Origin of the sequence: Methanofastidiosum sp. (genome assembly GCA_035362715.1) — an archaeon.
In the GTDB taxonomy this organism is placed as follows: domain Archaea; phylum Methanobacteriota_B; class Thermococci; order Methanofastidiosales; family Methanofastidiosaceae; genus Methanofastidiosum.
The window spans coordinates 150,328-173,040 of the sequence record DAOSDU010000001.1; the positions used below are offsets into that span (position 1 = coordinate 150,328).

Annotated in this window: 27 protein-coding genes; 12 read left to right on the forward strand and 15 right to left on the reverse strand. The window is 37.3% G+C overall.

The genetic code is table 11. The annotated features are described in order from the left end of the window. The first annotated feature begins 101 nt into the window (after positions 1-101). Complete coding sequence (locus tag PLI06_00860) at positions 102-263, forward strand: hypothetical protein (protein ID HOI76148.1); 162 nt, start codon at positions 102-104, stop codon at positions 261-263. A gap of 118 nt (positions 264-381) precedes the next feature. Here the strand turns inward: PLI06_00860 and PLI06_00865 are convergent, their stop codons facing one another. Together PLI06_00865 and PLI06_00870 are read right to left on the reverse strand one after the other, a co-directional pair. Continuing rightward, complete coding sequence (locus tag PLI06_00865) at positions 382-1,308, reverse strand: hypothetical protein (GenBank protein HOI76149.1); 927 nt, start codon at positions 1,306-1,308, stop codon at positions 382-384. A 109-nt stretch (positions 1,309-1,417) separates the two neighbouring features. Next, positions 1,418-1,729, reverse strand: coding sequence for a PadR family transcriptional regulator (locus PLI06_00870; GenBank protein ID HOI76150.1), 312 nt, complete (start codon positions 1,727-1,729; stop codon positions 1,418-1,420). Between the two features lie 105 nt (positions 1,730-1,834). Here PLI06_00870 and PLI06_00875 point away from each other — a divergent pair, with 105 nt between their 5' ends. Both PLI06_00875 and PLI06_00880 read left to right on the forward strand, forming a co-directional pair. Beyond that, on the forward strand, positions 1,835-2,026 hold the full coding sequence (locus PLI06_00875; GenBank protein HOI76151.1) for a DUF5320 domain-containing protein: 192 nt from the start codon (positions 1,835-1,837) through the stop codon (positions 2,024-2,026). A 158-nt stretch (positions 2,027-2,184) separates the two neighbouring features. Continuing rightward, the gene (locus PLI06_00880; protein HOI76152.1) at positions 2,185-3,639 is read left to right on the forward strand and encodes a glycine--tRNA ligase; all 1,455 of its coding nucleotides are present in this window, start codon (positions 2,185-2,187) and stop codon (positions 3,637-3,639) included. A gap of 4 nt (positions 3,640-3,643) precedes the next feature. On the opposite strand, the gene PLI06_00885 is transcribed toward PLI06_00880, so the two are convergent. From PLI06_00885 to alaS, 3 genes are read right to left on the reverse strand one after another with little or no spacing between them, the layout of a single operon-like run. Beyond that, positions 3,644-4,057 carry a DUF3830 family protein gene (locus PLI06_00885; protein ID HOI76153.1) on the reverse strand — a complete coding sequence of 138 codons (414 nt, stop codon included), beginning with the start codon at positions 4,055-4,057 and terminating at the stop codon, positions 3,644-3,646. A 51-nt stretch (positions 4,058-4,108) separates the two neighbouring features. Then, positions 4,109-4,564 (reverse strand): hypothetical protein, encoded by a 456-nt coding sequence (locus PLI06_00890; GenBank protein HOI76154.1) that lies wholly within the window; start codon positions 4,562-4,564, stop codon positions 4,109-4,111. 31 nt (positions 4,565-4,595) lie between these two features. Beyond that, entirely contained in the window at positions 4,596-7,208 is a 2,613-nt protein-coding gene (alaS, locus tag PLI06_00895) for an alanine--tRNA ligase (protein ID HOI76155.1), read from the reverse strand. 72 nt (positions 7,209-7,280) lie between these two features. On the opposite strand from alaS, the gene PLI06_00900 reads away from it, so the two are divergent. Then, entirely contained in the window at positions 7,281-8,372 is a 1,092-nt protein-coding gene (locus PLI06_00900) for a Xaa-Pro peptidase family protein (GenBank protein ID HOI76156.1), read from the forward strand. Here PLI06_00900 and PLI06_00905 read toward each other — a convergent pair. The 4 genes from PLI06_00905 to PLI06_00920 are packed head-to-tail and all read right to left on the reverse strand — an operon-like array spanning position 8,365 to position 11,874. Then, positions 8,365-9,096: a metallophosphoesterase family protein gene (locus tag PLI06_00905; protein ID HOI76157.1), complete on the reverse strand. Its 732-nt coding sequence runs from the start codon at positions 9,094-9,096 to the stop codon at positions 8,365-8,367. The two genes, PLI06_00900 and PLI06_00905, sit on opposite strands and share 8 nt — an antisense overlap. After that, positions 9,093-9,563 (reverse strand): small multi-drug export protein, encoded by a 471-nt coding sequence (locus PLI06_00910; protein ID HOI76158.1) that lies wholly within the window; start codon positions 9,561-9,563, stop codon positions 9,093-9,095. The genes PLI06_00905 and PLI06_00910 overlap by 4 nt, the downstream gene beginning before the upstream one ends. 1 nt (position 9,564) lies before the next feature. Further along, entirely contained in the window at positions 9,565-11,460 is a 1,896-nt protein-coding gene (gene rqcH / locus PLI06_00915; protein ID HOI76159.1) for a ribosome rescue protein RqcH, read from the reverse strand. Between the two features lie 36 nt (positions 11,461-11,496). Continuing rightward, positions 11,497-11,874 (reverse strand): hypothetical protein, encoded by a 378-nt coding sequence (locus PLI06_00920; protein ID HOI76160.1) that lies wholly within the window; start codon positions 11,872-11,874, stop codon positions 11,497-11,499. Between the two features lie 454 nt (positions 11,875-12,328). On the opposite strand from PLI06_00920, the gene PLI06_00925 reads away from it, so the two are divergent. Both PLI06_00925 and PLI06_00930 read left to right on the forward strand, forming a co-directional pair. Continuing rightward, complete coding sequence (locus PLI06_00925) at positions 12,329-13,975, forward strand: pyruvate/oxaloacetate carboxyltransferase (GenBank protein HOI76161.1); 1,647 nt, start codon at positions 12,329-12,331, stop codon at positions 13,973-13,975. A 151-nt stretch (positions 13,976-14,126) separates the two neighbouring features. After that, complete coding sequence (locus PLI06_00930; protein ID HOI76162.1) at positions 14,127-14,876, forward strand: coenzyme F420-0:L-glutamate ligase; 750 nt, start codon at positions 14,127-14,129, stop codon at positions 14,874-14,876. On the opposite strand, the gene PLI06_00935 is transcribed toward PLI06_00930, so the two are convergent. The 5 genes from PLI06_00935 to tmk all read right to left on the reverse strand — a co-directional run bounded on the left by PLI06_00935 (position 14,873) and on the right by tmk (position 17,899). Continuing rightward, on the reverse strand, positions 14,873-15,124 hold the full coding sequence (locus PLI06_00935; protein ID HOI76163.1) for a hypothetical protein: 252 nt from the start codon (positions 15,122-15,124) through the stop codon (positions 14,873-14,875). The genes PLI06_00930 and PLI06_00935 overlap by 4 nt on opposite strands. A gap of 43 nt (positions 15,125-15,167) precedes the next feature. Next, a complete protein-coding gene (locus tag PLI06_00940) occupies positions 15,168-15,983 on the reverse strand; it encodes a metal ABC transporter permease (GenBank protein ID HOI76164.1) in 816 nt (271 codons plus the stop codon). Further along, positions 15,977-16,717, reverse strand: a complete 741-nt coding sequence (locus PLI06_00945) for a metal ABC transporter ATP-binding protein (protein ID HOI76165.1) — start codon at positions 16,715-16,717, stop codon at positions 15,977-15,979. Before PLI06_00945 ends, PLI06_00940 begins: the two co-directional genes overlap by 7 nt. Continuing rightward, positions 16,702-17,148: a formylmethanofuran dehydrogenase subunit E family protein gene (locus PLI06_00950; GenBank protein HOI76166.1), complete on the reverse strand. Its 447-nt coding sequence runs from the start codon at positions 17,146-17,148 to the stop codon at positions 16,702-16,704. Before PLI06_00950 ends, PLI06_00945 begins: the two co-directional genes overlap by 16 nt. A 181-nt stretch (positions 17,149-17,329) precedes the next feature. Continuing rightward, positions 17,330-17,899, reverse strand: a complete 570-nt coding sequence (tmk, locus tag PLI06_00955) for a dTMP kinase (protein ID HOI76167.1) — start codon at positions 17,897-17,899, stop codon at positions 17,330-17,332. Positions 17,900-17,997: 98 nt separating this feature from the next. Here tmk and PLI06_00960 point away from each other — a divergent pair, with 98 nt between their 5' ends. Beyond that, positions 17,998-18,594 (forward strand): hypothetical protein, encoded by a 597-nt coding sequence (locus tag PLI06_00960; GenBank protein ID HOI76168.1) that lies wholly within the window; start codon positions 17,998-18,000, stop codon positions 18,592-18,594. Here the strand turns inward: PLI06_00960 and PLI06_00965 are convergent. Then, positions 18,591-19,067 (reverse strand): hypothetical protein, encoded by a 477-nt coding sequence (locus PLI06_00965; protein ID HOI76169.1) that lies wholly within the window; start codon positions 19,065-19,067, stop codon positions 18,591-18,593. The genes PLI06_00960 and PLI06_00965 overlap by 4 nt on opposite strands. A gap of 167 nt (positions 19,068-19,234) precedes the next feature. Here PLI06_00965 and PLI06_00970 point away from each other — a divergent pair, with 167 nt between their 5' ends. Genes PLI06_00970 through PLI06_00990 form a run of 5 tightly spaced genes read left to right on the forward strand, consistent with a single transcriptional unit; the run spans position 19,235 to position 22,713 of the window. Then, positions 19,235-20,362 (forward strand): hypothetical protein, encoded by a 1,128-nt coding sequence (locus PLI06_00970; protein HOI76170.1) that lies wholly within the window; start codon positions 19,235-19,237, stop codon positions 20,360-20,362. A gap of 15 nt (positions 20,363-20,377) precedes the next feature. Further along, entirely contained in the window at positions 20,378-21,043 is a 666-nt protein-coding gene (gene rpiA / locus PLI06_00975) for a ribose-5-phosphate isomerase RpiA (protein HOI76171.1), read from the forward strand. Between the two features lie 48 nt (positions 21,044-21,091). Beyond that, complete coding sequence (locus tag PLI06_00980; protein ID HOI76172.1) at positions 21,092-21,532, forward strand: helix-turn-helix domain-containing protein; 441 nt, start codon at positions 21,092-21,094, stop codon at positions 21,530-21,532. 6 nt (positions 21,533-21,538) lie between these two features. Next, positions 21,539-21,901: a Mov34/MPN/PAD-1 family protein gene (locus PLI06_00985; GenBank protein HOI76173.1), complete on the forward strand. Its 363-nt coding sequence runs from the start codon at positions 21,539-21,541 to the stop codon at positions 21,899-21,901. Further along, positions 21,901-22,713: an asparagine synthase C-terminal domain-containing protein gene (locus PLI06_00990; protein ID HOI76174.1), complete on the forward strand. Its 813-nt coding sequence runs from the start codon at positions 21,901-21,903 to the stop codon at positions 22,711-22,713. Before PLI06_00985 ends, PLI06_00990 begins: the two co-directional genes overlap by 1 nt.

The following is a 22,713-nucleotide window of genomic DNA, read 5'->3' on the forward strand; positions in this document are numbered from 1 at the left end:
CTGTCCTTCATTATCCCTTAAGATTATTATTATGAAGAAAAAATATAACTATGCCCCATTAGAGTTAAATATTTACAATTCATATATATGTTGGTGAAACAATGGCTAAAAAATATAGTTCAAATCAGATTGTAGCGTATTTATTAGTAGCGGTGGGGACATTTTTGGGATATGCTATCGGAGGATATTTTAGAAGCTCATTGATTGGAGCAGTTATAGGAAGTTTAATTGGACTTTATATTGCATCAAACTATATTCGATGAACTTGATACAAGATTATTTTACTAAGTTTATATTATAGGGGCGTTAAGATAAGCCTAGACTATAAAAGTTGTTTTATCCAAGAAAGGATTGTAATATAAAAATAAAATATATTTAGTCTTAAGGAACAACGAACTCAAATGTTATTATGTCAAAGACGCCATTTGGGGAAAATGCTACCATAGTTACTTGATACGTACTTGACGGGACGTTTGGTCCAACTGTGAAGTTGGCAGAGTATGTGCCTATGTTGTGTGCATTTATTGTCTGTGTTTCCGGAGTTATATTTACTGTTACACCTTCTGGAAGCCCTTCAAATCTCACCCTTGCATCATTCTGGGTAAAGAATCCCCTGTTCTCAACTTGCAGGAAAACATTTTGGCTGCCCGGTGACATTTTGAATTCTGAAAGTACCTTGCCGTCCTTTATAACTTGAGGCCCTCCTTCTACATTGAAGCTCTCTATATCGACCTTTGGATATAGAATGGCGGCAGGAAACGACTTCTTTACGCAGTTCCAGCAGCACTCTCTTTCTAAAATAATCCCAAATTCTCCTGGAGTGAACTGTCCATCAGAGCTTATTGTAACTGACGAAGGGATTTGTGAAAAGACACGAGGATCGGGGTCTTCTTCTTGGCTGTCATAGATTAAAAATGGTAAAGGAGATGGGTATTCAGATGTATCAAAATTCCTTCCATTAACTGTTATAGTACCTGATCCATCATAGTATACATAAAGCCAAAAGCTTTCCCCCATTAGTTCGCAGCGGTAATTTGAAAGCGTATACTCGCATCGTCCAAGGTTAATGGGTGGCTCAACAGTGCAATCAAGACATACTCCTGACAAAGCAGCCGGCTGGATACATCTTTCTAGATTAAAAGTATAGGGGATTGAAGGTATATCAAGGTCATATATGAGGAGCTCTCTCTGGCAAGAGGAAATAGAATTGTCATAGACTTGAATATAGTTTCCCCCTTTGGCGTAGAGCATTCCCACTCCCGCCAGCAATAATACCATAGATAACGTAATAGCTAGTATTTTATTCATAATAAATCTCCTTTATAATTGCATAAATAAATCGTGATTTATATTTAAGCATTTGCCTATTGAGTTTAAATAAGTTAAACTAAAATGATTTCACTATATTTCTTGATTATTATTCGTAATCATTTCGATATTTTCGCATTTCTTCCAAATCGTGGAATGATCTGAAAAAGTTGTCAATACGTATGATGAGCTCCTTCTTCCCTTTTTCAGTAAGCGAGTATCTTTTTTCTTCGTCGTCAAGAATTAGGCCTTTGTCTTTAAGTTTTTTTAAGACAGGGTAAATTGTTCCTGGACTAAACCTACGGCCCTTTCTTTTTTCCATTTCATCTGTTATCTCAGAACCGTTCATCTTATCGTTTCTTAACATCCACAAAATCAAAAATGATAGGAATCCTCTGCCCTGGTGCTTATGGTCTCGCATGTTTAACAAATATATTTGTAGTATTAAAACATATCGGTTAACCGAAAGACTTTTAAATAAATATCGGATATACGATATTGGAGAACCGATAAGGGGGTGATAGGAATGTGGAAAAATGAAAATATGGGGCATGGACCAAGACATGGACATATGGAACATAGGCATGGTTGCCATGGTAGAAGACACTTCTATACAAAGCAGGAAAAAATAGAAATGCTCGAAGAATACAAGACCTGGCTTGATAAGGAAAAGCAAGGTGTTGAAGAAAGAATTGAAGAATTAAAAAAATCTTTGTAAATTTTTTCTTTTTTAAAATATATTGCTTCTAAACAAGATAACTACGTTTAGATTAGCTTTTTTTACATTTTAATTGATATTTGATTAGTCAGAAAGATATAACTACAAAAAATTTATAAGTCGTCTTCGCTGTTCTTTGCTAAAGAAGAGGTAGTTACATGAAATCTGATGAGATAATGGACGTTGCATTGAGGAGAGGGTTTATTTATCCATCTTCTGAAATTTATGGCGGTATTTCTGGTTTTTATGATTACGGTCATCTAGGTACCCTTATGAGAAGGAAATGGGAAAATGCTTGGAGAAAGCATTACCTTGGCCTAAATCCTAATTTCTTTGAAATTGATGCTACTAATATAATGCCAAAGAATGTTTTTGTGGGCTCAGGTCACCTTGAAAACTTTAATGATCCGCTGACTGAATGTGAGAAGTGCCACTCGAGGTTTAGGGCAGACCACCTTGTAGAAGAGTTTCTAGAAAGGAGCGCAGAAGGCATGTCTGCAGAAGAGATGACAGGATTGCTAAAAGACAGCAATATCCCATGCCCAAAGTGCGGTGGGCATCTTCTTGATGTGAAGATGTTCAACATGATGTTTGAGCTATCAGTTGGCGCCACTGGGGAATCAGAGGTAGCATACCTTAGACCCGAAACTGCACAGGGAGCATTTTTGGCTTTCAAGAGAAGCTTTAACACTTTAAGGGGTAAACTCCCAATGGGCCTCGCAATTATAGGCAGGGCCTACAGGAATGAAATCTCCCCAAGGCAGGGATTCTATAGGTTAAGAGAATTTAATCAGGCTGAGCTTCAGATATTCTTTGATCCAGATACAATCGAAGACCATCCTGATTTTGACAAAATAAAGGACGTAAATCTAAGGATGTTCCCGCTTCAAAACAGGGCTAGCGGTGAAGTTGATGATATAACTGCATCAGACCTCCATAAGAACTATGGCATACCGAAGTTTTACATTTATCACCTGGCAAAGATTCAGGAGTTCTACCTTGATAAAATGAAATTCCCAAGAGAGCTCTTCAGATTCAGGGAGCTTTCTGCAGATGAAAGGGCTTTCTATAACAAGATCCACTGGGATGTTGAAGTATACACAGAATCTCTTGGCGGCTTTAAGGAGATGGGGGGTCTCCACTACAGGACTGATCACGACCTCGGCGGCCACCAAAACGCAAGCGGAGAAAGGCTTGACGTCAATATTGACGGCAAGAAGTTTGTACCTCATGTGCTTGAGCTTTCATTTGGCGTAGATAGAAACTTCTGGACTTTGCTTGATGTATTCTACAAAGATGAAGGTGACAGAAAAGTAATAGCACTTCCCAAAGAAGTATCTCCTTTTAGAGCTGGAATCTTCCCGCTTCAAAAGAAAGGGGACCTCGAGAAAGTTGCAAAGAGCGTCTATGACAATCTATCGAAGTGCTGCGATGTTTTCTATGATGATTCAGGCTCGATAGGCAGACGATACAGGAGACAGGATGAGATTGGAACACCCTTCGCAATAACTATTGACTTCCAGACATTAGAAGACAACACCGTGACAATCAGGGAAAGGGATTCAATGAATCAGCACAGGGTAAAGATAGACGAAATCAAGAAAAATATCTAATTTTTTATATCTTTTCAAATAATATATCTTGGGCTCCTTCCCATAATACTTTTTTCCCCAATTCGGGTAATTTTTCTTTTCCTTCAATAATTGTAAGAAAATGATTTCCGGCAAGCTGGCCCATCTTGCTTGAAAAACAGGTGCTTCCATAAGGGATTAAAATCTCAGTTTCACTTATCCCACCAGGGTAGAGAAGGATCTCCCCCTTTGAAGGGTGGCTTGTATGATTTTCATATCCAAGACCTAGATTAAAGTCACCTAAAGGTATCCAGACAGCTTCACCACTCCACCTCACGTGGATAATCTTGTTCTTAAAAGGCAATAACTTCAGGAATGCAGAACAAGTATTTGGTGCGTTTTCTTCTTCTAGCTTTGCTTTAAAAATAAATCCTCCAGCAGTAATTTTAAGGTTGGTCATCTTAAACACCAAAATTAATTTTAAATTAAGATATAAAAATCTTATTTATTTCTATGAATCTCTGTAGGAGAATGTTGCAACGACTTGATCCCTCGGAGTGTGACCTATGAACACAAAGCTGTGTTGGGTACCTGAAACGGGTTTTTTATTCATTGGCGGAGTCAAAACAAATGTTCTCGTAGAACCGGCAGATATGTTTAAGGAAGATGGGAGTGGAGATATTTCAATCCAAGTATTTTGGCCATCCAGAATAAAATCTGAATTGCTTAAACTAATACTTCCTGATGAAGATGAATTTTTTAAAGTAACATAATATTTATTTCCATCGTCATTTATACTCAAAACATCCAACTTTATGCTAGTTGAAACTCCGGCCCTCTGCTCAACTTCTTCCTGAATTTGGGTCTGAAAACTCCTAACCCACACCCAATAAGCGCTGACAGAAGAGACAGCTACAGCAACGAGTAACATTGTAGCAACGACTGGGGAAACTGCTTTTCTATTCATAAAATAAAATAGAGGATAGTATAATAAAAAACTATCCTTTTACACCTTGGGCAAAGTCGTCTCTTCCTCCGCCTTTACCGTACTTCCTAATTACATTGCAGGCTTTGTGTCCGCTTTCTATGGCTATCTTCCCGCATGATACAACTATGTTGCCCTCGTTATTGGTCAATACAATTACCTTGTTGTCCCCTGAAAGCTCCTTTGCAATTTTTCTCATTTCATCAGGTGATGTATCCACATTTTCTTCCATAAATAGTATCCCGTCAGATTCTACATAATTGCATTCAAGCCCTTCCTTCTTAAGGCAAGACATTTCAGCTTTGAGTCTTTCAATCTCTTTTCCCCTGTTTTTCCACTCATTGAAAAATCTCTTTCCAGTGTCAAGGAGTTTATCTTTTTCAACTTTAAAGACATCTGATAAATCCCTTAATAGCATAGATTCTTCCTGAATCGCATCAAGTGCCTTGAGTCCAGCGCAGAATTCAAGCCTAACGACTCCGTCTTGGATCTTACTCTGCTTTAAAATCTTGATAGGTCCTATCTGGCCGGTAGAATCTGCATGAGTTCCCCCGCACGCTTCGACATCAAGCCCTTTGACATTGACGACTCTGATTTTCTTTCCCGGTACCGCTCCACCTTGGTATAATCTAAATCCGTACTTTTTTTCTGCTTCGGCCCTTGGGAAAAATCCTTTTTCTATGGGGAGATTTTTTAGGACTAGTTCATTGGAAATTTTCTCAATCTTGAATAGATCTTCGTTATCAATCAGTTTGTAGTGAGTTATGTCAAGCCTTGCTTTTTCTTCAGTCTTTTCTGCTCCTGCCTGCCATATGTGATTCCCTAAGATCTGTCTGCTAACGCCATTTATGATGTGAGTTGCTGTGTGGTGCCTTGTCAGATTTAATCTTCTTTCATTATCGACAACACCTTTTACTGTGTCACCTTTCTTGAAGCTAATCTTGCCCTCCATGATGTGGAGGATTACATTCCCAGAAACTTCGGTGTATGAAACAGGACAGTCGTTTATCAGACCTCTGTCTCCCTCTTGACCTCCGCTTTCGGGGTAGAATGCAGTCTTATCAAGTATGGCGATGTTATCTTTAATATCAAGCACCTTGGCAGAGAATTCTGTTATGCCGTCATAATAGAGTCTCTCTGTGTCTGGCATGTCGTAGTGGATTTCTTTTTCACTTGCCAATGAGTCTTTCTTCTCGTGCCTTTCAGTTACGCGCTTGTAGAAGTCCTTGGGCGGCTTTACCCCCATTACCTCTGGGGTAATGCCGTGAGAATCATATAATTCGATTAGTTTATCTTCAGATAGCTCTTCTCCTTTTTCATTTAGCCTTTCAATTATCCTTCTTGACTTATCTTTTGTATTTTCAAACTTCTCCATTTCATAGGAAATTATTTCACAGATATCGCTAATATTCTCTTTGAGTTCGGGGTACTGAGGCTTGAGATATTTTGCATGCTCCTCAATGACTTTCTGAAGTTCAATATCCCACGAGAATCTCTCTATGAAAGACAATGCCCTTCTCAAAATTACCCTTAGATTATACCCACCACCGACATTAGAAGGCAGGGCACCGTCAGAAAGTGCAAATAATAATGATCTAGAATGATCCCCTATAGAATATATCGCCTGAAGGGGTAAGACTTGTTGCTTCAGATACTCTTTGTCTGTAGAGAGTTTCTTTGCGATGCTATCCCAGACCTTCTCAATGTCCTCGACCTCATCCATGTTCAACATTCCAGAGTAGGGTATGAATCCCTTCAAAAATGACTTATCGGGAGTTATGCCTGTCCTTCTGTAAAGATGGTCACAAACTGTCGGGAAGACCGTCTCGTAACCGATTGGATTTGCAAGGGAAAACCAGGAAAACCTTTCCTGTCCTGCCCCCATATCCAGTACCTTCAGATCAAGCTCCTTTCCGCCAGAAGGTGTTACTTCGTATTCAATGTAAACTTGATTCCCTAGCTCTAAACCCCTAGAGAAAAATTCCATGCACGGCCCAAAGTTCCCTCCGCCTGCCCAAGCATCTTCGTGGAATATAAGCTCCTCGGAAGGTATGCCAAGACCGGTCTTTAACCAGTCATAAATGTCAGAGAGAAACCTGTCTTGAGAAAATTCTTTTGGCGGGAAAAAGGCATGCTGGCCTATCATGACAAAGCCTGTGTAGTGTCTCAATGTGACACCGACGTTGTCAATGTCATTGAACCTTACACAAAACTGTGGCACCAATAAAGGATTTGCTGGCGGCTCCTGTACCCCTTTCACGACGTGCGGCTGAAAATCATAAATTGAAGCTTGGACAAAGTCTGTGTCGTCTCTCCATCTAGCTACAACTGGGTACCTCTTGATTATAGAATACCCCTTCTTCTCAAAGAGGGAAGACATTTCCTTCCAAACCTGTATAAAGTCAAGTTTTTTCTTTGCAGGTGAATTCTCTATAAACGAATATCCACCCTCACATTCAGGGTCCCCGCAAATATCTCTATCCTTTACAGACCAGAAATAAGTGCCGCATTTTTTACACTGTTTTCTAGTAAAACCAAGTGATTTTAATGTATCAACTGCATAATACTTTTGATAATTTTGACTTGCTTTTTTCTTGAAATCTTTTTTTAGCGCTCTATCGTCCATAATCTCACCAGGACATCACTCTTTTATAGACATCTAATAATTCTGTTATATAATTTACTGTTAGTGATTGCGATGAAGAATAGAATCGAGCGGCTTTTTGAATATATCGCTAAAGAAAAGAAAAATGTCGATTGCGTGCTTATTTCAAGGTCAACTTTTCCTGACATTAACTTCTTTTATTTCAGTAACGCTTCGGGGGGCCTTTTTGACGGTTCATTTCTAATTTTATACCCTGACGGCACCTCAAAACTTTTTACCTCGACAATGGAGCTGGAAGCAGCGGAAAAATCCAAAGGGGATTTTGAAATCTATGTTTATAACTCAAGAGATGAGCGGATTAAGCTTCTTGAAGAGCATATAAAAGGACAGAATCTCGGCCTCTCTTTTTCCTCGATAACTTATTTTGAAGTTGAAAAGCTAAAGGAGACCTATAAGGGAAACCTCATAGACCTAACAAAGGAGATCAATTTTACAAGGGCTATAAAAGATAAATCTGAAATTGATAATATCAAAAAAGCTTCTGAGATAACATCCAAAACATTCAGTGAAGTTCCAGATATGTTGAGGGATGGGCTTACAGAGAAGGAGCTCTCATTTGAGATAGAGTTTCAACTCAAGAAAAATGGGGCTGAAGCACTTTCATATGACACAATTGCAGCCTTCGGCGCCAATTCCTCTTTACCGCATTATGAAAGCTCAAATTCACCTTTGAAGAAGGGGGATTTTGTTCTATTGGACTTTGCAGGGAGATATAATAGGTACTGCTCCGATATGACAAGGACCTTTTTCTACAGAAAGGCAAGTAGCGAGCAGAAAAAAATCTATCAAACTGTGCTTGAGGCACAGCTTTTAGGAATTGATGAATTGAAGCCAGGAGCAATTGCAAAAGATGTACATAATGCCGTGTCAAAATTCATCGATGGCACAGAATTTAAAGGGAGATTTATCCACTCTTTAGGCCATGGAATAGGTCTTGAAACTCATGACACTATTGGTCTAAGTCCAATAAGTGAGTATACACTTGAGGAAAATATGGTTCTAACCGTTGAGCCCGGTGTATACATCCCTGACTTTGGAGGAGTCAGGATAGAGGATACGCTAGTTGTGAAAAAGGGAAAGCCAAAAATACTTACAACTTTTACAAAAGATCTTTTGATTATATAGGGCCGAGAAATTCTGCGTTCTTTCTTGGGAATCCAAGTTCTAATATTTTATTCTGGACCTTTTTTACGTCATAATCGATAAATCTGATCTCTAGCAAGTAATCATCCTCATCAAAAATTACATACTTCGCCTTGGGTACCCCATCCCTTGGTTGCCCAACACTTCCAACATTAATTATATATTTCTTTTCCGGATCCAATTTTAGTTTTCCCTGCTCCATTGATTCATGCTTCAACTCATTATTTTCGAGATGATACTTTGCAAGGAGGTGCGTATGGCCTATGAAACAAAGTTTAGAATCAAATTGGCCGAAAAGATATTTTATTTCATTGTCGCTTTTCTTAGTAATATAACCACGCACATTATCCGGAGGAGATGCGTGCACAAAGTGGAAATTTCTACAATCAATTGCCTTAGGTAATTTTTGCAAATATTTTTTTTCATCTTTTCCTAAAATATCCAATGTTAGCATGATGCTCTCATGTGCAATTCCAGTAAGGTCATTCAATAATTCCATATCAAAAGTTGCAAGATCATGATTTCCAAGAGTTGATGGGATCTTTTGGTCGATGAATGTATTGACAACTTCGTTTGGGTAGGGGCCATAGCCAACTAAGTCTCCCGTGCATATTATCTTATCAACTGATTGTTTTTCTATATCGATTAGGACTTCGGATAATGCTTCGCTGTTACCATGAATATCAGACATTACGGCAATCTTCAAAAGAATCCTCCGAGATAAACCATGTTAGATTTAAGTCCAAGAGATATTAAACTTACTAGTATTCCGGCAATAGCTGCACCTAGAGAAATAGCAAGAAATGACCATTTTCTGTTGAGGCCTAATAGATAAGCTAAGAATGTCCCAGAATAAACTCCTGTTCCGGGGAGTGGAATAGCTACGAATATCATTAATCCAAGCATCTCCCAATCGGCATACTTCTCATACTTCCTATGGACTCTTGTTTCCCATATCATATACAGACGATCAATAATCTTTATTCTCCTTACAATTGGAAATATGTGGTCAAAGGCGATAAAGAGAACAGGTATAACTAATATCCCGCCGAGTAAGCTTACCAAGAAAACTTTTGTGATATCTAGATCCATTATTATCCCGATAGGTATGCTGCCTCTAAGCTCAAGCCAGGGGACAATTGATATTAAAAAAATATACAGATATGGATCCATCTTACTTCCCTCTTACATCACATCCGCCTGGCGGAAGAGCCTGGACAATTCCATCAATGTCATCAGTTTCTAAAATCTTTGCTATTCTCTTGGCAAAAGACTCCTTCTTATGTTTGCCAGGCATTATTTTAACGTTTTTAACTGTATGCTTTTCTATCGGAACATCAGGCCCACACATAATCTTACCTTCAGAAGTGATGCCTATCGTCAATTTTATTGATACGGATTTAATGTAGTTCCTTTTACCTTTTATTGCAAAAGCACCTTTTTTCAGATATTCTCCTGAAGGGGCTTCCTTTGTGACCTGTTCTGGTTTGACCCAGTATGCATCCCCGCCACCATATCCATCCTTCCAGAGAGAAGAAAAAGATACTGCAAATATTGCTGCCTCTTTTAAAGTGATATCAGTTGCCTTGACGCCTTCCTTTACGATAACGTGAGGCGCGCCGTACGCATCTGCATGGAAATAAATATCGCTGTCTTCCATGTACTTTTTTACAATGACTTCGTTAGAAGAAGAATCCCTCCCCCCAAGAACGATGTTTCCCTCACTTGACGTAAACCACCTGAATCTCTCATACCATTCCCTTGCTTTCTTTTCAATTGCCTTAGGCACTTCAACTTCAAATTCTTCCTCTTCTTCTTTTAGCGTTAATAGTTTGGCCTCGGTATTATCCATGGCTATTTTAGCACCATCGATCTTTCTCTTCATCTTTTTCGATTTTTCATAAAATAGATTTGCATTTTCGTTGACATCTTTTTTAAGCTCTATAGGAAGCGGTGTATCGAAGTTGAATGTGATTATACCAGTCTTAAAGTCAACATCAGAAATTAATTTATTTTCAGAAAGCTTTTTCTTAATCTCCTCAAGAGAATAATTCTTTTTGGCTTGTTCTATGACCTTTATCGATTCTTCAATTATGGGGTACTTTTCGTATGTCAAATCCCCCAGTATTTTGTAAAGCTCTCTTTCTTCTATGTATGAGTTATAAAGGTCTCTTTGAGATTTCAGCATTCTTTCAAATTTCTGGATCTTTTTCTGGTGAGTGGATAACTCTTCCCTCATAATCTCTTCAGATTCGCCCTTTCCGTAAACTTCATCCAGCGCCTTTGAGAAAGATTCGTATCTGACCTTTTCATATTCGGGGCCGTTGTACGATGTTAAATCATAAGGAAGTATATCGACTACCTGATCATTTTTCTTTATAATCATCGGGTCTTTTTTTAATTGCTCTAATTGGAGCAGGGCTTCTTTTATTCTAACAGCTTCTTCATTTGAGATGCCAATTTTTGATTTATCCACCCCGGCCAATAGGCAGGTTTCTTCGGCGTAGAGACCGCCGATGTTAAGCTGTGTTGCAAGCCCCTTTACTATCTCATATTCTTTAGAGAGTTCGATTATTTCATCAATGCTTAGATCAAATCCCTTTTTCTTTTCTGGAAATACGTAAATCGATTTTGGGGCAAGAGTCCTATCCTTCATATATTCTCTTGACAATATCCCGACAATCATGTTATCTTGATCTGCTAGTAATATATTACCGTCCCTAAACATCTCGACGATTAAAACAAATTTTACAACTGGATTGTTTTCCTCATAAAATCCAAAGGAAAACATTAGAATCCTATCAAAATCATACTGCTCTATTTTAAATAGCCACATCGCTTTCAGGTGCTTTCTCAAAAGCATTGCAAACCATGTTGGATTTTTTGGTGCCGGCTTGGGATAAGATGTGACAAAAACTGCAAGTGGTGGCTTAATAACTAAATCTTCTCTGCCCCGACCAAAAAATTTGATCCTTATCTCGTTTCCGAGCTGATATATTTTATCAACTCGCATCCGCTCAAGGTCAGCAAGTTCTTTTGAAATCTCTTTCAGGTCAAAGGTAGAGAACATAAAAGAAAATAAAATATAAGACTTAAAAAATTACTCCTATTTATTCTCTAAAAAGACCAAAATTGCCTCAAGAGCGGATTCTGGCTCTACAAAATTGACAAAATCTGATACGTCTTCCAAGACTTTTTTCCCTTCTGCCATTACCTCTTTGGGCACCATTATGAAAACTGGGATGTTCTGAAGTCTGCATCCATAAAGCAAATCATTTGGTGTTATCTTTTGGTCTGTCAATGGCAGGAACTTGTGGAGATATCCAACAACTGCACACAGCTTATCAGTAGAATCGATATGTGCAAGAAACTTTCCATGGCCATCTAAACCGTTTCCCAATGTCATTGTATTGTATCCTTTCGCAATGAAAGAGCTTAATATCTTTGAATCCGTACCTTCCAGATATCCTATTCTTCTTCTCATTATATCACTCCTTAATCTATTAATTCCATTAGAAACAATATTTATTTTTCATTTGTATATCTAATAGCTAAATAATCTTATTATCCTCTAATATTTATATTTATTTATAGATACTTGATTAATCTAGGCCAGATAAAGCCAGTATGATATTTTTATTTGACTTTAATGGGGATATTACGCCCACTAGAAAAATAATTTGGGCCAGTGGTAATTTATAATTTAGAAAAGTAGAATTTAGCTTGAATATGACCATTATAGAACAAAAATGGATAATTAAGTTGATAAATTAACAGTAATATTTTTAAATCATTTGGAATCAGATTAATATAGATATTATGGAGCCCATAAGTATGAAAACTACTTTTATTAATACGACGGGATTTTAATTTTATTCATAGGCTCCTAATTTGAAGTAAATTTATGATTTTACTTATATTCTAGGGTGGGGATTATTATGTCAAAGGTCAAAATAACAGACACAACATTGAGGGACGCTCATCAGTCACTGATAGCCACAAGGCTTGAAATTGAGGATATGCTAGAGATAGTTGGAGAAATGGATAAAGTAGGATTCCATTCATTTGAAATGTGGGGCGGGGCCACTTTTGATTCTGCTATAAGGTATCTAAATGAGGATCCATGGGAAAGAATCACAAAGCTAAAGGAAATTGCACCTAAAACACCCTTTCAAATGCTCTTAAGGGGGCAGAACTTAGTTGGTTACAAACATTACCCTGACGATATTGTCCATAAATTTGTTGAGGCCTCGTTTACAAGGGGTATTGATATCTTTAGGATCTTTGATGCCTTAAATGACGTTAGGAACATGGAAGTTCCAATTGAGGCTATTAAGAAAGTTGGCGGACATGCCCAAGCTGCACTAAGCTATACAATTAGCCCTGTTCACACAATTGATTATTACATCAAGGTGGCCGAAGAGATGGTTGCCTTAGAAATTGATTCTATTTGTATTAAAGATATGGCGGGCTTGATTAATCCGATGGATGCCTTTAATCTTGTCAAATCACTTAAAGAGAACTTTGATCTGCCTGTATGTTTACATTCACACTGCACAAGCGGGATGGCGCCAACAAGCTACTTCAAGGCAATTGAAGCTGGTGTCGATATAATTGATACCGCAATAGGCCCTTTTTCATTTGGAACAAGCCAGCCTGGCGTAGAAACAATGTGCGCAATGCTTGAAAACACAGAATACAAATCTGACCTAGACATTGAAAGAGTCTACAAGATTGCCAATTACTTCAAAAAATTAATGGATAAATACAAAGGACTTCTTAGTGAAGCATCGATCACAGTAAACACTCAGATTCTTCATTTCCAGATACCTGGGGGCATGATGTCAAATCTCGTATCACAGCTAAGAGATCAGAATGCAGAGAACAGGCTTGACGAAATACTTCTTGAAGTTCCAAAAGTGAGGAAAGAATTAGGATACCCGCCGTTAGTTACCCCTCTTAGTCAAATAGTTGGTGCCCAAGCTACATTGAATGTCCTTTCTGGCCAGAGATACAAACTTATCCCAAACGAAGTTAAGAACTATGTTAAGGGACTTTACGGCAGACCCGCTGCACCTATTGACAAAGATATCCAAAAGCTCATAATTGGGAACGAAAAGGTTTCTTATGAAAAATCTCCCGATTTAAAGAATCCTTCTTACCAGAAATTCAAAGACGAGGTAAAGGACAAAATCGAGAAGGAAGAAGATGTACTTTCTTATGCACTTTTTCCTGAGATCGCACTGGCCTTCTTTGAAAAAAGAAAAAATCATGTGGCAAAACCAAAAGTTGAGCACAAAGAAATAGAAAAAGCAGCGCCTAAAGAAATCACAAAAACTCAACCAGTAAAACAGCAACCACAGCCTAATGGGGGCGTCTCTTTGAAGGCTCCTTTACCAGGAGCTATCCTAAAAATAGTTGGAGAGATAGGAAAGCCTGTGAAAAAGGATTCAGTCGTTTTCATCATATCTGCAATGAAGATGGAAAATGAAATTGTGTCTCCCGCATCCGGTGTCCTACAGAAGGTCTTTGTAAAAGAAGGCGATATCGTACAAACTGGTGATGTTCTAGCAACAATTGCATAGACTTTTTATTTTATACTTTTCTTAAAATATATTGATATTATTTCATCGAGTTACTTAGGCATACAAAAGCGGCCAAATATCTTAAAAACAAAGGATAATTAATAGGTCTGAAAAGCAAGCTAAAGATTAAATGTTTAAGAGAGTGAAATAGCTGACAGAGGAAATAAGAATAATACCAGTTTTAGACATACCGCTTATTAAAGAAAAAGATGACCTTGCGAAGATTATTTCTCAAAGAATTAAACTAAAAGATAATGATATTATTGTCATCTGTGAAACTGTCGTTTCAAAAGCGCAAGGGAGAATCATAGATATCAAAAAAATAAAGCCGGGCAATAAAGCTATGGAACTCTCTAAAAAAACTGGAAAAGATCCAAGGCTAGTGCAACTTATTCTTGATGAATCAAAGGAAGTGCTGAAAACTGGCGACACAGTTATTGTAGTTGAGACTAAAGATGGAAATATATGCGCAAGCGCTGGCATAGATGTTTCAAATGTCTGCGGGGATGAATCGTTTGTCGGGCTTCTGCCAAAAGATCCGGATCAAGAAGCAGATAAAATTAGGATTTCATTGAAAAAGATAACTGGGAAAGATGTGGCCATAATTATATCAGATACCCAAGGAAGACCCTTTAGAAGCGGTGCTATTGGAGTTGCAATAGGCGTTTCAGGCATGAAGCCTTTGTGGAAAAGGGCTGGGGAAAAGGACCTATATGGGTATGAGTTAAAATCTTCGATAATAGCAACTGCAGACGAAGCGGCTTCGGCAGCATCACTTCTCATGGGGCAAGCAGACGAAGGAATCCCAGTTGTAGTTATTAGGGGCGCAAGATACCTAAAAGGCGAAGGTTCTTCAAAAGAACTATTAAGAGAAAAAGAGAAGGACCTATTTAGATACTAATAGAGAATATTAATTGGCCCTTTTTTTATCTTGCCTTCTGGAAAACTAATTTTGATTAATTTATCCTCAGCTTTTATCTTGTAGCCTTTTGGGAACGTGATATACTTCATTCCAGCTACACCTTGCAAGTTATCAGTTTTTATCATGAGCCCTTCAATGTTTCTCTCTAGGTAACTAATCACTTTTGGGTCAATTTCTTTTACGATAAATACTTCTCCTTCATTAAGTACCGATAAAACTATTGTCATGCCATAATTATAAATCTACAAATATAAATATCTTTGCTAATATTTAGCCTTTTCTTCTTTTTGGAGAGATAAGAACAGATATTCCAAATATTGCCGAACACACTATGGCAATTGATGAGCCTGTCGGCAAATCAAAGGAAAATGACATCAGCATTCCTAAAAGACACGATACCACCCCTACTATAGGCGAGAAGATTATTATCTTCTTCATGTCATACGAAAACTGGTATACTGAAGAGGTGGGATTTATCATCAGAGCAAATACCAATAGCCCACCAACAAGTTTTAATGAAAATGCCACTGTTAGGCTTGTTAAAATAAGAATCAGGTAATAAAAGGGCTTATCGTTTATTCCTGAGGACCTTGCAAGTTTTCTGTCAAATAAAATTGCGTTGATCTCTTTAAAGAACATTACTACAAATAATATTGCAATAACTGTGATGATTAACAAATAAATGATGTCGGCTGTTGTCATTCCTAATACGCTACCCCATAGTATGCTCATAGCAGTGCTTGACATGGCCGTGTCGGGAGATAAATTCAGAAACAATAATCCTATTGCCATTGATAAAGAAAATATTACCCCAATTACAACATCCGTCTTTAGCTTTGCTTTGTCAGCCAAAGGCCCTAGAGCCAGCGAAACAAAAGTAGAAAATAATAGTGCAAAAATTAAAGGATCCTTCCTTAAGAATAAACCAAGGGCTGCACCTGCAAATGCTGCGTGGGACATGGCAAATCCCAGAGAAGAAAGATTCATCCTCACAACGAATGTGCCCATCAAAGAACAGGTATAGCCAGTTAAAACAGCGCCTATAATCGCAAAAAGAATTATTTTTGTAGAAAAGAAGTCTAGCATACCATTCCCTTGTATCCCATCTCAAGAAGCTCTGGTTTTAAGATATCCTCTTTATTGCCGTCAGCAACAATCCTCCCATTGTCCATCACAATGACTCTGTTGCATGATTTTGGAATCGAGGCTATATCATGGATAACGATCACAAAGGTCATGCCTTTGCTTTTATGAAAATGGATAAGTTTTTCTGAAACTTCTCTTCTTGCTTCAAAGTCAAGATTTGAAAAAGGTTCGTCCATTAGTATAATCTCTGGTTCCTTTGCAAGTGCCCTTGCAATCATTACTTTCTGTGCTTGGCCACCTGAGAGTTTTCCGATGGGTCTTTTTGAAATACTATTGATACCCATATACTCCATCATGTTGCTCGCAATTTCTTTATCCTTTTTTGTTATTGGTTTCAATAGGCCAATCTTTCCATATCTTCCCATTAAAACAACATCTGAAACTAAAAATGGAGTTAGCTCGTCAATAGAATAATCCTGAGGGACGTAGCCAACATATTTTCTTATACTATTCCCATCCCCTCTCAAAGCTTTTCCCAGTACCTTGACCTCGCCACTGTTGGATTCAAGGAGCCCGTTGATAGTTTCAAGCAGGGTTGTTTTGCCGGCGCCATTTGGGCCAATCACAGCTATGAATTCGCCTTTGTTTATATTAAGCGAGATATTTTTTAAACAAGGAATTTTTTCTCCTTCGTATGTTGTGTCTACTGCATTTAGCTCTATTGCTTTGTCCATTTTTGAACCTCAAAAAGTTCAGTATAATCTTTACCCATAATCTCTTCGGCAAGCATTTCAAGATCGTCATGCCCAACATGATGTCTAATTTCATCTAGTACATCTTTTTTGGGGATAATGGCAATGCCTTCAGTGCCTTTATAAAAAACAATCTTTATTGGTAAACCATCGGACACTTTTAGATTCGCCTTCCCAGTTGTTGCACCTGATGTGAACTGTATCCCATCAATTGTACAAGATAGAGGTGGCTTTAGGGGCATTGTAATCTCGGCAGAAATCTCAAACGGAGAGCTACTAAGGGTCTTTTTCGCAAAGATGCCCATTTTTGCACCAAGCACCAGATAAGGCCCGAGATGCCCATGAAACTCAGAAAGTCTTTTAGATAAATCTTCTGAGGATATGTTATCAAAATCAATCGTTGTTACTTTCATTTTATCACCATAGCACCAATGGTGATTTCGTAGCACTGCTTATAAAAGTTTTCATTTAGGTGAGTTTTGGCTTATTAAACTCCCAAAAGAAATTGAAAATCAGGATCTTTCGATAGTTCTTCGTGATCTAAAACAGTTTAAGGATACAATGAAGCATGTCGTAAAGCCTTCTTACAAGTAATTATTCTAAATATTTTAATATGTTCTTATGGATATCTTCTATGCTCATTTCCCCATCAATTATGATGAATTTGTATTTTTTTGATAGACTTTCATATATATCAAAAACTTTCTTTTGAAAATCAAAATTTTCTTCGTAAAGGTCTTTTTCTTTTCTCCTTTTCATAGCAGATTCGGGTCTCACGCGGATATAGAATACCATATCAGGATCAAGAGAATATTTCTCTATCTCTTCAATCCATTTAGGATCAACTCCATTCGCACCTTGGTATGCCATATTAGAATATTTATATCTATCAGATATCACAATCTTATCTTCATTTAGTGCCTTCTTTACTTTGAGATAATGTTCGTGCCTGTCGGCAGCATAGAGCATTGCAATTGTTTCAGACGCAAGAGAGATCTTTTTTTCTAGATTTGATTTAATGACTTTTCCAATAGGCTCCTCATATATGGGCTCGTGAGTCAATAGGACATCAAAACCTTTCTTTTTAAAAAATGAGGATAGTAATTTTGCCTGTGTTTCTTTCCCTGATGCATCTATGCCCTCAAAGACTATGAATCGTTTCATATACTGATTAGGGGTGATTTGATTTTTATGGTTTAGTGTAAAGAAGCTAAAAGCCCATTATAGTAAAACTTTTAAGTTGCCTCATTCATGGGACACTAATGACTTATAAACCAGTCTTTATCAGAATGGCTGCTGCAGGTAACTTCGAAAAAAAATTTCTCTTAGAGTTTCAGAAAGAATTACAAAACCTTCTTTGGGAACTTGGGATAAAAGCAACTTGTTTTTTTTCTAATTCAGGGAGCAGCATTGAAATTGATCATATCCCAAGTGGAGCCTACACATCCCATATTGGAAAGTATAATACGCACACCTTATTTGCCTATGGCCAGAAAAAGCGAGAAGAGTCATTAAAAAAAGTAGGAAAGTTAGATGCGCTAATAAAGGTATTAGTTATCGTAGATGTTGAGATATTCAAGCAAGGATTTACGGGAACCTTATTTGGAGAGGCGGAAGTCGGGAAAGAAATAGCAATTATATCGACAGCCCCCCTAGAAAATCACTTCAAGAGCAGTTTTCTCATTAAGGAAAGAGCATTAAAAGAAGCCATGCATGAACTTGGCCATACTCTTGGGCTTGACCACTGTAAGACCCCTGGGTGCGCAATGAACATTTCAAAAGATATCTACGACATAGATGAAAAAAAGAAAACTTATTGTATTAATTGTCTGAATATATTGTTTCAGGGCCATCCTTAAGAAACTCTTATGTAAACGGTGTTTGGGAAACCTGATTCTGCCATCCCTTTGTAAACTACTTCTCCTGTATTTTTGCTAACCTCAAATTTTAAGGCGTGGTAGCTTACAGTGAGATTATTTCCTTCAAGTTTTCCAATTCCTCTCAAAACTTCTATTTCATAGTAAGTACCTTTGTCGGCTATCTTGTATGTTGGGCTGTAAGGGTGAAATGAATATGATCTTGTGTCTGCTATCTTCTGCCCATTCTCCCAGATATAAGCATCTACTAGCTTCAATGCATTTTTCTCTGAAATTGGGATCATTGTTTCCATCTGTGTTTTTAGATTATCCCTCTCATCTGTGACGAGATTTTTTTCCATAGTAAGCGTTTCAATATCATCCTTCAAATCCTTATTTTCAGTGAACATCAAATAAGATGCCGCCCCGAGAATAAGGATAAGTATGCCGAGTATTGCAATTATATTTTTACTCATAATATCACTTGTTTCTACTAATACTAAAAAAATATCTATATAAATATTTGTAAAAACTGATAATTAATTATTAATTATCATCGTTATATACAGTATTTGTTATAGATTATAGACGATAGTTTAATCTTTTTAGAAAGATTTAAATATTCTTTTCCAAAATGCTGTTTATGGACAGGAAACTCAGGGTGGGTATTTCACTTTCTCTTATTTTTTTTACCTTAACGTTGTTTATGGCTTATGTCTTAGCCGAAAATGGTTCAAGTTCTCAGCATTATAGATTTCAGATGAAGTTTTTAGGAACAGAAGGAACAGTAAGGCCAGATGAAAATCTTAGGCTTTCAGATGTCAGATTTATTATAGACAAAGAAACAATTACACTAAAGATGAATGTTTACATTCCAAGAAATTCTGGAATAGATAAAATGGAAATTTCTTTAGTCAATGATCCTGACAGGTCAAAAAGGTTTTTCCTTGAGCCTGCCGAGGCCAAGGGGGTAGTGAGCTCAATTAAGCCACTTTATATGAACGCTAGCCAATCTTATTTTTTAAGAGACGGAGATGTAAATAGGAAAATATCACTTTTGACTCTTACATACAAAAGAGTTGGGGATTATTATTACCAGTTACCCCTAAACGCGACAGTTGATTCTTTTTATGGTGAATTTTGGATTGTCTTTGATAAGGGTACAAATGACCCTTCAATATTACACGAAAATAATAACATTAGTCTATCTTTTTCATACCCATATGGGGACGCAGCAATTAATGGAATTAAAGTTCCTGATGATTACACAATAACTACAGTTACACCAGAAACAACTGAGAGGGTTAAATCTTTCATCGTCTATTACTCTGCACCACCAACTAGTGTATTCATTGAGGCTGTGAAGGGTCAGCCAGAACCAACTCCTTGGGAAAAGATGGGTGCTTGGGGTAATTCAAATCTTGGTGTCATCCTTATAGCCTTTACCATATTGAGCGGTGTAGATATTATACTTGAGTATTTAGCCAACTGGAGACATTTAATAAGAATAAGAAATAGTAGACATGCCAAAGCTATCGCCAAGAAAGAGGAATGTGATGAAAGATCTCCCCCACCCGATAGAACAGTTAGGCCAAGACCTATCCCTCCTGCGCCAGTTGAGAGAGAAAGGCCTCTTAGAAGGGAAGAGCCAACTAGCAGATACCGCCCATATGGCAAAGTAGATAGTACAAAGGATCTAATTGACGATATGAAAAGACTTGAGAAAGCCATGGAAGATTATGAGAACTCAGTCAGATTAAGAAAAAAGTAAAGGTTGGAAGATATCTTGGATGATAAAAAATCTGTAGGCATATACGCGGCATCTTTAGTAAAAGATGGGGATGTCGTGGGGCTTGGAACAGGCAGTACAACTGCATTTACGATAATCGAACTTGGGAAAAGAATAAGAGAAGAAGGTATCTCAATATATGGCATACCTACTTCTTTTCAGGCAAAGCTATTAGCGGTAGAATCAAACATCCCCATTACAACTCTTGACGAACATGATATTGATATATCAATTGATGGCGCAGATGAAGTAGACCCTACACTATGCCTACTAAAAGGTAGAGGTGGGGCCCTTTTGCAGGAAAAGATAATTGATTACAGTGCAAATAGATTTGTTGTTGTTTGCGAAGAGAGAAAACTTGTAGAAAAACTTGGAAAATTTTTTCCAGTGACTATCGAAGTATTCCCACTTGCCTATAGAAAAGTCTTTGAATTATTGTCTTCTTTTGGGAGCCCAGTGTTAAGAAAGGGGGACAAAAAAGATGGGCCTGTGATGACGGATAATGGAAACTTCATAATTGATCTATTTACATCTGTTGAAAATCCTAAATCCATGGAAAAGGAACTTAATGATATACCTGGTATATTTGAAAATGGCATATTTACTTCAAAATGCGAAGTAGTATTCATGAAAGATGGAAAAATGGTAGTTCTAAAATCATGATGATAAAATATATATAAGAAAAAAATAAATAAAAGACAGGTGGTAAGAATGAAAGAATATGCTAAGGAATTAAAAATCAATGTTCCGGAGAAAAGTGACATGGATAAAGGATTAATGGACATGCTAAAGTTCTTTTTGGATACCGAATCAAAGGTTAAGATATACCTATATCTTTTAAAAAAGGGCAATTCAACGTATGATAATATTGCAGAAGGAACAGCAATATACCCAAGCGCTTGCCGCGAATCATTAGCATCAATGGAACAGATGAAGGTAGTAGAGAAGGCCCCGGGGGACCCAGAAACATATACCGCTGTTTCTCCTTCAAAACTTGTAGACCGAAAGATTGGCCAACTTGAAAAAGAACTTAATGATTTCTTAAAACTTGAAGAGGTAATAAAAGATAAAAAGGAGATTAAAACACCAATACTTCCTTTCAAAATAAAGATTGAAAGAGTCGAAAATTCGGAGAATAAAGATGAGGAATGAAATCTATTGATAAGAATTGATAATGAGCTATTAGATTTCATAACACATGCTGCAAAAAATACCTATCCAAATGAGTTTGCTGCTTTTTTGAGAGAGAATGAAGGGGTAATTTCTGAAGTTGTTTTTTCTCCTTTTAGTATATTTGGGAAAAATTCATCTACAATTTCTCATTTTAGCCTTCCTCTTGACACGACTATCATAGGTACTGTCCACTCCCATCCAAGCAGAAATGGCTCGCCTTCTGAAGGTGATCTAAATTTTTTCTCACATTACGGAAAGATCCATATAATAGTCAGATACCCTTATGAAAGGGGCGACTATTTCTTTTATTCAAGGAATGGTGAAAGTTTAGAATATGAGGTTGTTTGATGCAGCTAAAAGAATTACTTCTTAACTCTCTTTCAAAATCTGTTTCTGAATTGGTAGAAAAAAAAGAATATGTACCTGTGTCTTTTTCTGGAGGCGTAGATAGTTTTATCGTTTCGGCATTAGCTAAGAAATACTCAAATCCAATACTCTACACAATTGGGAATGAGAATTCAAAAGACCTTTATTATTCAAAAATTGCTTCTAAATCTTTAGATTGCCCCTTAGAAATAATCAAGTTATCGGATGGAGAGATAATAAAAGGAATTGAAAGAACAATAGAGTTAATCGGAGCGGATAACAGTCTTGATGTTTTGATAGGATCTACATTTTACCTTGTTGCAAAAAGAATAAATCAGGATAGTTTTGATGTTTGCCTGTCTGGGCAGGGTGCAGATGAATTGTTTTTTGGGTATGACAAATATAGAAGGGCTTTAGCTAAAGGCGAAAATCCAATTGATTTAAGGAACAAGGATGTAGCGGAGTTGGGAGGCATACTTTCTAAGAGAGAATACAAGATATTTGATAGTTTTGGTATAAAATTTATGTCTCCATTTTTAGACGAAGAAGTTAAAAAAATAGGGATGCAAATTGAAAGAGAGTGTAATCTGAAAAATTCTGATGATGATCTAAGAAAACATATCCTTAGAGAGATTGCAAAGGATTTGGGCGCACCGCCTGAGATTATTTATCGCAAGAAGAAAGCACTTCAGTATGGCTCAGGCATCCTTGATGATGTTAGAAGAATATCCAAAGAAAATGGATTTGCCCCATCTCTAAATGCTTATCTAGAATCTATAAAAAAAGGGATTTAA

What these genes read in the sequence shown, in the direction of transcription:
- PLI06_00860 (HOI76148.1), top strand. Translation starts at nt 102, where the DNA reads ATGGCTAAAAAATATAGTTCAAATCAGATTGTAGCGTATTTATTAGTA.
- PLI06_00865 (HOI76149.1), bottom strand. Translation starts at nt 1,308, where the DNA reads ATGAATAAAATACTAGCTATTACGTTATCTATGGTATTATTGCTGGCG.
- PLI06_00870 (HOI76150.1), bottom strand. Translation starts at nt 1,729, where the DNA reads ATGCGAGACCATAAGCACCAGGGCAGAGGATTCCTATCATTTTTGATT.
- PLI06_00875 (HOI76151.1), top strand. Translation starts at nt 1,835, where the DNA reads ATGTGGAAAAATGAAAATATGGGGCATGGACCAAGACATGGACATATG.
- PLI06_00880 (HOI76152.1), top strand. Translation starts at nt 2,185, where the DNA reads ATGAAATCTGATGAGATAATGGACGTTGCATTGAGGAGAGGGTTTATT.
- PLI06_00885 (HOI76153.1), bottom strand. Translation starts at nt 4,057, where the DNA reads ATGACCAACCTTAAAATTACTGCTGGAGGATTTATTTTTAAAGCAAAG.
- PLI06_00890 (HOI76154.1), bottom strand. Translation starts at nt 4,564, where the DNA reads ATGAATAGAAAAGCAGTTTCCCCAGTCGTTGCTACAATGTTACTCGTT.
- alaS (HOI76155.1), bottom strand. Translation starts at nt 7,208, where the DNA reads ATGGACGATAGAGCGCTAAAAAAAGATTTCAAGAAAAAAGCAAGTCAA.
- PLI06_00900 (HOI76156.1), top strand. Translation starts at nt 7,281, where the DNA reads ATGAAGAATAGAATCGAGCGGCTTTTTGAATATATCGCTAAAGAAAAG.
- PLI06_00910 (HOI76158.1), bottom strand. Translation starts at nt 9,563, where the DNA reads ATGGATCCATATCTGTATATTTTTTTAATATCAATTGTCCCCTGGCTT.
- rqcH (HOI76159.1), bottom strand. Translation starts at nt 11,460, where the DNA reads ATGTTCTCTACCTTTGACCTGAAAGAGATTTCAAAAGAACTTGCTGAC.
- PLI06_00920 (HOI76160.1), bottom strand. Translation starts at nt 11,874, where the DNA reads ATGAGAAGAAGAATAGGATATCTGGAAGGTACGGATTCAAAGATATTA.
- PLI06_00925 (HOI76161.1), top strand. Translation starts at nt 12,329, where the DNA reads ATGTCAAAGGTCAAAATAACAGACACAACATTGAGGGACGCTCATCAG.
- PLI06_00935 (HOI76163.1), bottom strand. Translation starts at nt 15,124, where the DNA reads ATGACAATAGTTTTATCGGTACTTAATGAAGGAGAAGTATTTATCGTA.
- PLI06_00940 (HOI76164.1), bottom strand. Translation starts at nt 15,983, where the DNA reads ATGCTAGACTTCTTTTCTACAAAAATAATTCTTTTTGCGATTATAGGC.
- PLI06_00945 (HOI76165.1), bottom strand. Translation starts at nt 16,717, where the DNA reads ATGGACAAAGCAATAGAGCTAAATGCAGTAGACACAACATACGAAGGA.
- PLI06_00950 (HOI76166.1), bottom strand. Translation starts at nt 17,148, where the DNA reads ATGAAAGTAACAACGATTGATTTTGATAACATATCCTCAGAAGATTTA.
- tmk (HOI76167.1), bottom strand. Translation starts at nt 17,899, where the DNA reads ATGAAACGATTCATAGTCTTTGAGGGCATAGATGCATCAGGGAAAGAA.
- PLI06_00960 (HOI76168.1), top strand. Translation starts at nt 17,998, where the DNA reads ATGACTTATAAACCAGTCTTTATCAGAATGGCTGCTGCAGGTAACTTC.
- PLI06_00965 (HOI76169.1), bottom strand. Translation starts at nt 19,067, where the DNA reads ATGAGTAAAAATATAATTGCAATACTCGGCATACTTATCCTTATTCTC.
- PLI06_00970 (HOI76170.1), top strand. Translation starts at nt 19,235, where the DNA reads ATGGACAGGAAACTCAGGGTGGGTATTTCACTTTCTCTTATTTTTTTT.
- PLI06_00980 (HOI76172.1), top strand. Translation starts at nt 21,092, where the DNA reads ATGAAAGAATATGCTAAGGAATTAAAAATCAATGTTCCGGAGAAAAGT.
- PLI06_00990 (HOI76174.1), top strand. Translation starts at nt 21,901, where the DNA reads ATGCAGCTAAAAGAATTACTTCTTAACTCTCTTTCAAAATCTGTTTCT.